General features: G+C 42.1%; 9 protein-coding genes, 1 pseudogene and 1 riboswitch. Of the genes and pseudogenes, 7 read left to right on the forward strand and 3 right to left on the reverse strand.

Annotated elements, in window-relative coordinates; all coding sequences use genetic code 11:
* Positions 1-14: 14 nt before the first annotated feature.
* The 4 genes from HNR63_RS11635 (at position 15) to HNR63_RS11650 (ending at position 4089) form a co-directional block, all read left to right on the forward strand.
* Complete coding sequence (locus tag HNR63_RS11635) at positions 15-1148, forward strand: CamS family sex pheromone protein (RefSeq protein ID WP_085788669.1); 1134 nt, start codon at positions 15-17, stop codon at positions 1146-1148.
* Positions 1149-1234: 86 nt separating this feature from the next.
* Positions 1235-2782, forward strand: a complete 1548-nt coding sequence (pruA, locus tag HNR63_RS11640; RefSeq protein WP_085788668.1) for an L-glutamate gamma-semialdehyde dehydrogenase — start codon at positions 1235-1237, stop codon at positions 2780-2782.
* Positions 2783-2918: 136 nt separating this feature from the next.
* The gene (locus HNR63_RS11645; protein WP_181520892.1) at positions 2919-3647 is read left to right on the forward strand and encodes an HI0074 family nucleotidyltransferase substrate-binding subunit; all 729 of its coding nucleotides are present in this window, start codon (positions 2919-2921) and stop codon (positions 3645-3647) included.
* A gap of 124 nt (positions 3648-3771) precedes the next feature.
* On the forward strand, positions 3772-4089 hold the full coding sequence (locus HNR63_RS11650) for a hypothetical protein (protein WP_181520812.1): 318 nt from the start codon (positions 3772-3774) through the stop codon (positions 4087-4089).
* 219 nt (positions 4090-4308) lie between these two features.
* On the opposite strand, the gene HNR63_RS11655 is transcribed toward HNR63_RS11650, so the two are convergent.
* Positions 4309-4683: a coiled-coil domain-containing protein gene (locus HNR63_RS11655; protein WP_181520813.1), complete on the reverse strand. Its 375-nt coding sequence runs from the start codon at positions 4681-4683 to the stop codon at positions 4309-4311.
* A gap of 69 nt (positions 4684-4752) precedes the next feature.
* Positions 4753-6465 (reverse strand): adenine deaminase, encoded by a 1713-nt coding sequence (ade, locus tag HNR63_RS11660; protein WP_181520814.1) that lies wholly within the window; start codon positions 6463-6465, stop codon positions 4753-4755.
* 22 nt (positions 6466-6487) lie between these two features.
* Positions 6488-6589: riboswitch (purine riboswitch) on the reverse strand.
* Between the two features lie 142 nt (positions 6590-6731).
* Here ade and gatC point away from each other — a divergent pair.
* From gatC to gatB, 3 genes are read left to right on the forward strand one after another with little or no spacing between them, the layout of a single operon-like run.
* On the forward strand, positions 6732-7022 hold the full coding sequence (gene gatC / locus HNR63_RS11665; protein WP_085788664.1) for an Asp-tRNA(Asn)/Glu-tRNA(Gln) amidotransferase subunit GatC: 291 nt from the start codon (positions 6732-6734) through the stop codon (positions 7020-7022).
* A gap of 12 nt (positions 7023-7034) precedes the next feature.
* On the forward strand, positions 7035-8492 hold the full coding sequence (gatA, locus tag HNR63_RS11670) for an Asp-tRNA(Asn)/Glu-tRNA(Gln) amidotransferase subunit GatA (RefSeq protein WP_181520815.1): 1458 nt from the start codon (positions 7035-7037) through the stop codon (positions 8490-8492).
* A 14-nt stretch (positions 8493-8506) separates the two neighbouring features.
* Entirely contained in the window at positions 8507-9937 is a 1431-nt protein-coding gene (gatB, locus tag HNR63_RS11675; protein WP_085788663.1) for an Asp-tRNA(Asn)/Glu-tRNA(Gln) amidotransferase subunit GatB, read from the forward strand.
* A gap of 38 nt (positions 9938-9975) precedes the next feature.
* On the opposite strand, the pseudogene HNR63_RS11680 reads toward gatB, so the two are convergent.
* Positions 9976-10241 (reverse strand): annotated as a pseudogene (locus HNR63_RS11680) (hypothetical protein); the annotation flags it as partial.

A 10241-nucleotide genomic window follows, 5' to 3' on the forward strand; every position in this document is an offset into this window, starting at 1 on the left:
AGCAGGTGTGAACGATGAAAAGGCTGATCATATTGCTCACTTGTACGCTTCTTACTTTGTCAGCATGCGCGCCAAAATTTAATCAAGAAGAGCAAGTTGTGCAAGAAACAGATAATAAAAAACAAAAGGCGATTATTCCAAAGTACAACATTTCTAACTCGTATTATCGCACAATTTTACCATTTCAACCCGGAGAGGCGCGCGGACTCGTCGTTGAAAATGTTAATACACGATTAGATATGGATGAATTTGAACTCGGTTTAATGCGCATCGCACAAGACAAGTTTTCTCCGTCACAATATTTATTTCAACAAGGGCAATATTTAGATCGAAAAACGATTGAGTCTTGGCTCAAACGAAAACAAGGAAATGGAGAAGGGTTGAACCCTGCGCTCGGAAGTGAAGGGACAAATGAAGAAAAAAATAAAAAACATCCACTTTACATTTCTCATATTTTAGAGCACAACTACTTAGTAAAAAAAGGAAACGATAAAGTACAATTAGGTGGAGTCGTCCTCGGGCTTGCGATGAATTCTGTCCATTACTATGAGACGGAAGAAGGATATCCACGTGAAGTAAAAATTCCGAAAAGCGATATGGAGAAGGAAGGGAAAAAAGCAGCAGAAGAAATTGTTTCTCGTTTACGTCAAATCGATGGATTAAGAGAAGTGCCGATCGTTGTTGGCTTATTCGAACAACAACCGAAATCGTCCATTGTTCCAGGACACTTTTTTGCGGTTGGTTATGTCGATAAAGGAAGTAACGCCATTCAAGATTGGGAAAAAATAAATGAAGAATATTACGTGTTTCCATCGGATGAAGCGGAAAAAAATCATCGCGATGATTTAGTCAAGTTTTTAAATTTGAAGTCAGATATTGAAGAATTTTTCCCAAATTACACGGGGGTGATCGGCCGGGCATTTTACCGCGATGACCAACTACAACAATTGACAATTGACATCGTTATGCAGTTTTACGGAAAAGCAGAAGTTATTGGATTTACGCAATACGTCACAGGTCTTCTTATGGAAAAAATGCCTGATTATATGCCGATTTCCGTTTACATTTCTTCGGTGCGCGGACCGGAAAGTATTATTATAAAAAGCCCAGACAAAAATGAACCGTTTGTTCACATCTACCAACCATAAAAAATTTGAATATGTATGCTCCATCCGTTAGAATGAAATTGTGTGCATGAAAACGCTTTTGTAATTTCAACAAAGGGGGCTTACATATGGTACAACCTTACAAACATGAACCATTTACAGACTTTACAATCGAAGCAAACAAAAAAGCGTTTGAAGAAGGATTGAAGACGGTACAAGCTTATCTCGGTCAAGATTATCCGCTTGTCATTGGTGGAGAACGAATCATGACAGAAGATAAGATTGTTTCCATTAATCCAGCGAATAAAACAGAAGTTGTCGGTCGCGTAGCGAAAGCGAATAAAGATTTAGCAGAAAAAGCGATGCAAACAGCCGATGCGGCGTTTACATGGTGGAGCAAAACAAAACCAGAAATGCGCGCAGACATTTTATTCCGCGCCGCAGCGATTGTGCGCCGTCGCAAACATGAGTTTTCCGCATTGCTTGTGAAAGAAGCAGGGAAGCCGTGGAAAGAAGCAGATGCAGATACTGCTGAAGCGATTGATTTTATGGAATATTATGCTCGCCAAATGTTGAAATTAAAAGACGGCATTCCTGTGGAGAGTCGTCCGGGAGAAACAAACCGTTTCTTCTACATTCCGCTTGGCGTTGGCGTTGTCATTTCACCGTGGAACTTCCCATTTGCGATTATGGCGGGAACGACAGTCGCAGCACTTGTAACAGGAAATACGGTGCTTTTAAAACCAGCAAGTGCAACACCAGTCGTTGCTTATAAGTTCGTGGAAGTGTTAGAAGAAGCAGGTCTTCCAGCAGGTGTATTAAACTACATTCCGGGAAGCGGTGCGGAAGTAGGCGATTATTTAGTCGACCATCCGCGCACACGTTTTATTAGCTTCACAGGCTCACGCGATGTCGGCATTCGCATTTATGAGCGTGCCGCTAAAGTGCATCCAGGACAAATTTGGCTCAAGCGCGTCATTGCCGAAATGGGCGGAAAAGACACGATTGTTGTTGATAAAGAAGCAGATCTTGAATTAGCTGCACAATCGATTGTGGCATCGGCATTCGGTTTCTCTGGCCAAAAATGTTCAGCATGCTCGCGCGTTGTTGCGCTTGAAGACGTATACGATCAAGTATTAAACCGCGTTGTCGAGTTAACGAAGCAATTAAAAGTCGGCAATCCAGAAGAACAAAGCACATTTATGGGACCGGTTATCGATCAATCGGCATATAACAAAATTATGGAATATATCGAAATTGGTAAACAAGAAGGCAAGCTTATGACAGGCGGCGAAGGAGACGACTCGAAAGGCTTCTTCATTCAACCAACGGTGTTTGCAGATGTCGATCCGAAAGCGCGCATTATGCAAGAAGAAATTTTCGGACCAGTCGTTGCGTTTACGAAAGCAAAAGACTTCGATCAAGCGCTTGAAATTGCAAACAACACAGAATACGGCTTAACAGGTGCGGTTATTTCGAAAAACCGCTTCCATTTAGAAAAAGCGCGCGAGGAGTTCCATGTTGGCAACCTTTACTTCAACCGCGGCTGCACAGGAGCGATCGTCGGCTACCACCCATTCGGTGGGTTCAATATGTCTGGAACAGACTCGAAAGCAGGCGGTCCAGACTATTTACTTCTTCATATGCAAGCAAAAACAGTATCCGAAATGTTTTAATGGAAAACCCCTCTTGGCGAAAATGCTAAGAGGGGTTTCAAATATGAACGTTAAGATAACAGTGATAGGGTATAATGAAGAAAAACATCTTTCATATGATATAGAAGTGGGTGGTGATGGGCGATTGAGTACAAACATGTACGGATTAAAAAAGCAAACATTTTATACCCTTATTTGTGTGTTTCAAAATTACGCTAACATCATTGAAAAAGTGATTTTGTTCGGATCAAGGGCAAGAGGCGATTATAAAGAAACGTCGGACATCGATATTGCGATTAAGTTTAGAAGCCATAACGAGCAGCTCTACCGCATTCAAGACGATTTAGCAGAAGCAAATATCATTTATACGGTGGATGCTATTGATTATGAAAAGATCAGCAATGAAAAACTCAAATCGTATATTGATCTCGAAGGAAAGACAATTTTTTTAACGAATGAACGAGGGGAGGCAGTTGTGACGATGAATAAAATCATTGATAAACTATTTGACTTTGAAAAAGCATTAAATAAACTACATCAAAGCATTACGCGTGATGTGGAAAAAGACGACCTAGTTCTTGACGCGACAATTCAACGATTTGAATTTACGTACGAACTAGCATGGAAATGGATGAAAAGCTACTTAGAATATAACGGAAACAATGAAGTGACAAGTCCGCGAAAAACGATTAAACAAGCATTTAAAGAAGGACTTATTCAAGATGGAGAAGCGTGGATTCAAATGTTAGAAGATCGAAATAGGACATCACATACATACGATGAACAAATAGCGATGGAAATTTATGAACATGTTCGCCAGCGCTATGTTCATTTATTTGATCAGTTATTAGTAGAGATGAAAAAACGAGTTCGTGAATTGGAATGAGTAGAAAAATGTATAAATTTCATTCAGATGTTACAGGTATAAATGTAAGTTCTTTACTCTCATCTTTCCCCAATAAGAAAATCGCAGTGAGTAAGTAATTTTATATTAAAAGGGGGTAGTATAAGTGAAAAAATTTTTAGTAGAGGTTTTGCTGGCATTTGTCATGTTTGCACTTTCCATTTCATTACTTAGCACTTTTTCTTTCTTTGTTGCTATTTTTCCATTTGTGGTACTGACTGTTCTGCTTATATGTGCAGTGACAGAAGCGTTTGTTTCTTTTTCTGATAAAAAATGGGGATTTAAATGGGATTGGGGAATTGTTTTGGGGATGGCGACAATTACCTCGCTTCCTTTTTATCCTTCTTTTGTTTTTGTAGTCCCAATTTATATGGGGGCAGTGGGATATTATGCAGGGAGAAGACTGTGTTCCCGATTGCATTAGATGAAGGAAACAGCTTCTTGACCCCAAGTTGTACTTGATATTTTAAGATAGGCGTGTATGGAGAAATGTAACAAAGGCGATGTCAAAAGCGTTTTTCAGCGGATTATTTTAGACATTTTTGCAAGTGTTTTATTGCCACTTTTGACTGAGAGAAGGGTAACAAAAAAGAAGCGTATAAATCAAACTCCATAAGTAAAGAGGGAAAGATCATTCCCCTCTCTATGAAAACAACCGATTTCTCATTTTGAAAAGTTCTCGCTCAGTCATCGTTGTTTTGTGGACGGTGAAATCGACGTCAAGTTGGAGATTGTTAAGACGCTCGTTGAATTGTTCATAGTGGGAGTCAATTTTTTCGTTTAGTGCGTGGATTTCTTGCTTCATTGCTGTCATCTCACCGCGCATATGATGGACGTCCATCGTTAAAGCTTCAAGCTTTGCGTCAGTTTCCTCCTGACGATGGAGAAGAGCGTTCATAAGATCGTAAAGCTCTTTTTGTCCATTTTTTAATGCTTGTTGCTCTTCGCGAATGTCTTGTAATTCTTTTTGGATGTCTGTGACGATGGCTAAAATTTTTTCCAACACTTGTGCACTCATGTTCTCACCTCCTTTTATATACAACCATATTATAACATCATTCGACAAAAAGAGGGATAAAAAATCCCTCTATACCTCCACATCAATAAATTGAAACGATGAAACGTCAAATAAGCCTTGGTCGGTTAATTTGAGTTGTGGAATGACCGGTAGCGCTAAAAAGGCGAGTGTAATGAATGGGTTAAAGTCGGTTGCTGCCCCAATCGCTGTTAAGGCGTTGTGAATTGTTTGTAACCGTTCTAATATCTGCTCGTAACTTTTTGCTGTCATCAACCCGCCGATTTCAAGTGGCAAGTCTGCCAACACGCGTCCGTTTTCGACGACGACAAGCCCGCCGTTTATACTTTGTATATGTTCAATGGCAGTAATGATGTCGTCATCATTCGTTCCGGTAGCGATGATGTGATGTGAATCATGTGCAATGGATGAGGCGATTGCCCCTTTTTTTAATTGGAATCCGTTGACGATACCAACACCGGCTCCAAGACCACGGTGGCGTTCGACAACAACAAGTTTTAGTAAATCTTGCTCGAGCGACGGCTGAAAGGCGCCGTTTTCAACATGCACTTCTGTGATGAGATGTTTTGTATGCAAATGATTTGGAATAATTTGAATGACATTTGCACGATTTCCACGCGTAAATGGAATTTGTATATCTTCTTTTGTTATTTTTTTTGCATGGACGGACTGTATAATTGTTTTGTCAATCGAAGTTGTTTTTGCTACGGAAAAGGTAGCGCGTCCGTTTTCAGCAACGAGCGTCCCTTTTTTAAAGACATGCGTAATCGAAAACGACTGTAAATCATCCACAAGCAAAAAGTCGGCATCATACCCAGGAGCGATCGCGCCTTTCGTATATAGGCGATAACATTCTGCGGCGTTTAATGTCGCCATTTGAATGGCTGTTATCGGCTCCATACCAGCTTGAATCGCTAGGCGAATATGATGATCGATGCTCCCTTCAGTGACAAGTTCGTCAATATGTTTATCGTCTGTACAAAATAAAAAGCGGCGCGCGTTATACGTATTAACTGCTGGAAGTAGTTTGTGCAAATCTTTTGCGACGGATCCTTCACGAATTAAAACGTACATGCCACGTCGCACGCGAGCGAGCGCTTCGTCTACTGTGACACACTCGTGATCGGTATGAACATTGGCGCTTCGGTACACGTTAACGGCTGTTTCATCAAGACCAGCTAAATGGCCATCGATCAGTTTATTTGCTTCCATCGCAGCGGTCAGTTTAGCGAGCATATGTTGTTTTCCTTGCAAAAGCGACGGATAGTCCATTACTTCCGCAAGCCCAAGTACGCGCGGATGGGAAAAAAACGGTGCTAACTGTTCGGCATGAAGCGTCGCACCAGCGTGTTCAAAATCGGTTGCGGGTACGCACGACGGTAGCATTACATATACATCAAGTGGAATGTCGTTCGAATCGTTTAGCATAAATTCAATGCCTTTTGTTCCCGCGACGTTCGCAATTTCGTGTGGATCGGTAATGACGGTTGTGACGCCGTGTGGAACGACGACGCGAGCAAATTCGCTCGGTGTAACCATTGATGATTCAATGTGGACGTGTCCGTCAATTAGCCCAGGGCAAACGTATTTCCCTTTGGCGTCAATGACGGTGTGCCCATCATATGCACCGATACCGACAATTTTCCCATCGGCAATCGCAATATCCGCTTGCACGATTTCGTGTGTAAAGACGTTGACAATTTTTCCATTTTTGACGACAACATCGGCGAATTGTTTTTTTGAAGCTACAGTAAGTTGTTTCATTGATGTTCCTCCTCTCCAACTCGATACGAGGAGCAATCCCCGTAGTCAAACGATTTACGGTCGTTTGGTAGAAACTTTCGGACCATATTTCCGAAATTATACGAGTTGTTTTTTTGAAAATTTTTTTCATTCTACACTGACACTTTTTTTTCGTCAATGAGAGATTTTTTACGTGAGCAAAATGAATGGCAAATGTTGCTTCACTGCGCGAAAGTTTGGTATCATCATAGTATTGTGAAAGGTCGATAATATCGGAGGTGAAACATATGTCACGAATTTCAATCGAGCAAGTCAAGCATGTGGCGCATTTAGCACGTTTAGCAATTACAGAAGAAGAAGCAGCGATATTTGCGAAGCAATTAGATGCGATTATTACGTTTGCGGAGCAGTTAAACGAGCTAGATACAGAAAACGTTCCGCCAACGTCGCACGTGTTAAATATGAAAAATGTGATGCGTGAAGATGTACCGACGGCTGGACTTCCGCTAGAAGACGTATTGAAAAATGCACCAGACCATCAAGACGGCCAATTCCGTGTGCCAGCCATTTTAGAGTAAGGAGGGAAGAATATGTCATTGTTCGATTATCGTGTATCTGAATTGCACAGTTTATTACATAAAAAAGAAATTTCCGTTTCGGATTTAGTAGATGAATCGTTTAAACGTATTCATGAAGTAGACGAAAAAGTACAAGCGTTTTTAACGTTAAACGAAGAACAAGCGCGTGCGAAAGCAAAAGAGCTAGATGAGAAACTTGCAACAGAAAAGGAATTTGGCTTACTTTTCGGGATGCCAATTGGCATTAAAGATAATATTGTGACAAAAGGACTTCGCACAACGTGTGCGAGCAAAATTTTATACAACTTCGATCCGATTTATGATGCAACAGTCGTTGAGCGTTTACATCAAGCTGATGCAGTAACGATCGGTAAATTAAATATGGACGAGTTTGCGATGGGATCGTCAACAGAAAACTCTGGGTTTCAACTTACGCGCAATCCATGGGATTTAGAACGTGTACCGGGTGGCTCAAGCGGGGGGTCAGCTGCAGCGGTAGCGGCAGGAGAAGTGCCATTTGCGCTCGGATCAGATACAGGTGGTTCGATTCGTCAACCAGCCGCGTTTTGTGGCGTCGTCGGTTTAAAACCAACATATGGCCGCGTATCGCGCTATGGACTTGTCGCGTTTGCCTCTTCGCTTGACCAAATTGGTCCAATTACGCGCAACGTGGAAGATAACGCGTATTTACTACAAGTCATTTCTGGTGTAGACCCGATGGACTCTACTTCTGCCAATGTCGATGTACCTGACTACGTTTCTGCCTTAACAGGGGACATCCAAGGGCTAAAAATTGCCGTTCCGAAAGAATATTTAGGCGAAGGGGTATCAGAAGAAGTGCGCCAGTCGGTGCTCGATGCCCTAAAAGTATTAGAAGGCTTAGGTGCGACGTGGGAAGAAGTATCGCTTCCTCATTCAAAATATGCGCTTGCGACGTACTATTTATTAGCGTCTTCTGAAGCATCGGCAAATCTCGCGCGCTTTGACGGTGTTCGTTACGGCTATCGGACAGACAATGCGAAAAACTTAATCGAAATGTACAAGCAAACGCGCAGTGAAGGGTTCGGCAACGAAGTGAAACGCCGCATTATGCTCGGAACGTTCGCGTTAAGCTCCGGCTATTATGATGCATATTACAAAAAAGCTCAAAAAGTGCGGACGCTCATTAAACAAGACTTTGAAAACGTCTTTGAAAAATATGACGTCATTATCGGGCCGACAACACCAACGCCAGCGTTTAAAATTGGCGAAAAAACGAGCGACCCGTTAACGATGTACGCAAACGATATTTTAACGATTCCAGTCAATCTTGCCGGCGTTCCGGGCATTTCGATTCCGTGCGGATTTGTCAACGGCTTGCCAGTCGGTCTGCAAATTATCGGCAAACATTTTGATGAAAGCACAATTTATCGTGTGGCACATGCGTTCGAACAAGCAACAGATTATCATAAACAAAAACCAACGTTGTAAGGGGGGAAATAGTGATGAATTTTGAAATTGTCATCGGACTTGAAGTGCACGTCGAGCTGAAAACGAAATCGAAAATTTTCTCAAGCAGCCCAAACGCATTCGGAGCGCCCCCAAATACACAAACGAGCGTCATTGACTTAGGGTATCCAGGCGTTCTTCCGGTGTTAAACAAACAAGCGGTCGAATATGCGATGAAAGCAGCAATGGCATTAAACTGCGAAATCGCGACAGAAACGAAATTTGATCGGAAAAACTACTTTTACCCAGACAACCCGAAAGCGTACCAAATTTCACAATACGATCAACCGATTGGGCAAAACGGCTGGATCGAAATTGAAGTGAACGGCAAAAAGAAAAAAATCGGCATTACGCGCATTCATTTAGAAGAAGATGCAGGGAAACTAACACACACAGGGGACGGTTATTCGTTAGTTGACTTTAACCGCCAAGGCACACCGCTTATTGAAATCGTATCGGAACCGGACATTCGCTCGCCAGAGGAAGCGTATGCGTATTTAGAAAAATTAAAGTCAATTATTCAATATACAGGCGTATCCGACTGTAAAATGGAAGAAGGTTCGCTTCGTTGTGACGCGAACATTTCCCTCCGTCCAATCGGCTCAGACAAGTTTGGCACAAAAACGGAATTGAAAAACTTAAACTCGTTTAACTTCGTTCGCCAAGGACTTGAGTACGAAGCGAAGCGCCAAGAGAAAATTTTGTTGTCTGGCGGCGTCATCCAGCAAGAAACGCGCCGTTTCGATGAAGCGACGAAAACAACGGTTTTAATGCGCACGAAAGAAGGTTCAGAAGACTATCGCTACTTCCCAGAACCAGATTTAGTCATGCTTTATATTGACGATGAATGGAAAGAACGCGTGCGTGCGTCGATTCCAGAGCTTCCTGACGCACGGAAAAAACGGTACATTGAGGAACTTGGTTTGCCAGAGTACGATGCGAAAGTATTAACGTTGACAAAAGAAATGGCAGACTTTTTCGAAGCAACGGTTGCGAATGGAGCGGATCCGAAGCTTGCATCGAACTGGCTGATGGTTGAAGTATCTGCATATTTAAACGCAGAACAAAAAGAATTGCATGACATTGCTTTAACGCCAGAAAGCTTAGCAAGCATGATTAAACTCATTCAAAACGGCACGATTTCGTCAAAAATTGCGAAGAAAATCTTTAAAGAACTCGTGGAAAAAGGTGGCGATCCAGAGCAAATCGTCAAACAACAAGGTCTTGTGCAAATTTCTGACGAAGCAACGCTACGCAAAATCGTATTGGAAGTGCTCGATGCGAATCCACAATCGATTGAAGACTTTAAAAACGGAAAAGACCGTGCAATTGGCTTCTTAGTCGGTCAAATTATGAAAGCAACAAAAGGACAAGCAAACCCACCGCTTGTGAATAAACTATTGCTTGAAGAGATAAATAAACGATAATGAAAAAGCGGCATTGCCATCGGACAATGCCGCTTTTCTTACAGATGAACAAGCTTTTGCAAGGTGCTTTCCACTTTAAATACACGATTGTTTAATACTTGGATGCTCGATTCGTGGTCGGTGAGGGCAGGGAGTACTTTCTCTTCTAGTATGTTGGTTAAGCGGGTGATGTTTCCTTGCATGTTGTGGACATCGAGTGCGAGTGCATCGTATTTTGCGGCAAGCACCTCTTGACCGTGACGAATCGCTTCACAAATCGCTTTTGTTTCGAGTGTTCGTTCGTCAAGTAGCTGTACTTTCTCGT

Source organism: Anoxybacillus ayderensis (assembly GCF_013761015.1).
Lineage (GTDB): Bacteria > Bacillota > Bacilli > Bacillales > Anoxybacillaceae > Anoxybacillus > Anoxybacillus ayderensis.

What these genes read in the sequence shown, in the direction of transcription:
- HNR63_RS11635 (WP_085788669.1), top strand. Translation starts at nt 15, where the DNA reads ATGAAAAGGCTGATCATATTGCTCACTTGTACGCTTCTTACTTTGTCA.
- pruA (WP_085788668.1), top strand. Translation starts at nt 1,235, where the DNA reads ATGGTACAACCTTACAAACATGAACCATTTACAGACTTTACAATCGAA.
- HNR63_RS11645 (WP_181520892.1), top strand. Translation starts at nt 2,919, where the DNA reads ATGTACGGATTAAAAAAGCAAACATTTTATACCCTTATTTGTGTGTTT.
- HNR63_RS11655 (WP_181520813.1), bottom strand. Translation starts at nt 4,683, where the DNA reads ATGAGTGCACAAGTGTTGGAAAAAATTTTAGCCATCGTCACAGACATC.
- ade (WP_181520814.1), bottom strand. Translation starts at nt 6,465, where the DNA reads ATGAAACAACTTACTGTAGCTTCAAAAAAACAATTCGCCGATGTTGTC.
- gatC (WP_085788664.1), top strand. Translation starts at nt 6,732, where the DNA reads ATGTCACGAATTTCAATCGAGCAAGTCAAGCATGTGGCGCATTTAGCA.
- gatA (WP_181520815.1), top strand. Translation starts at nt 7,035, where the DNA reads ATGTCATTGTTCGATTATCGTGTATCTGAATTGCACAGTTTATTACAT.
- gatB (WP_085788663.1), top strand. Translation starts at nt 8,507, where the DNA reads ATGAATTTTGAAATTGTCATCGGACTTGAAGTGCACGTCGAGCTGAAA.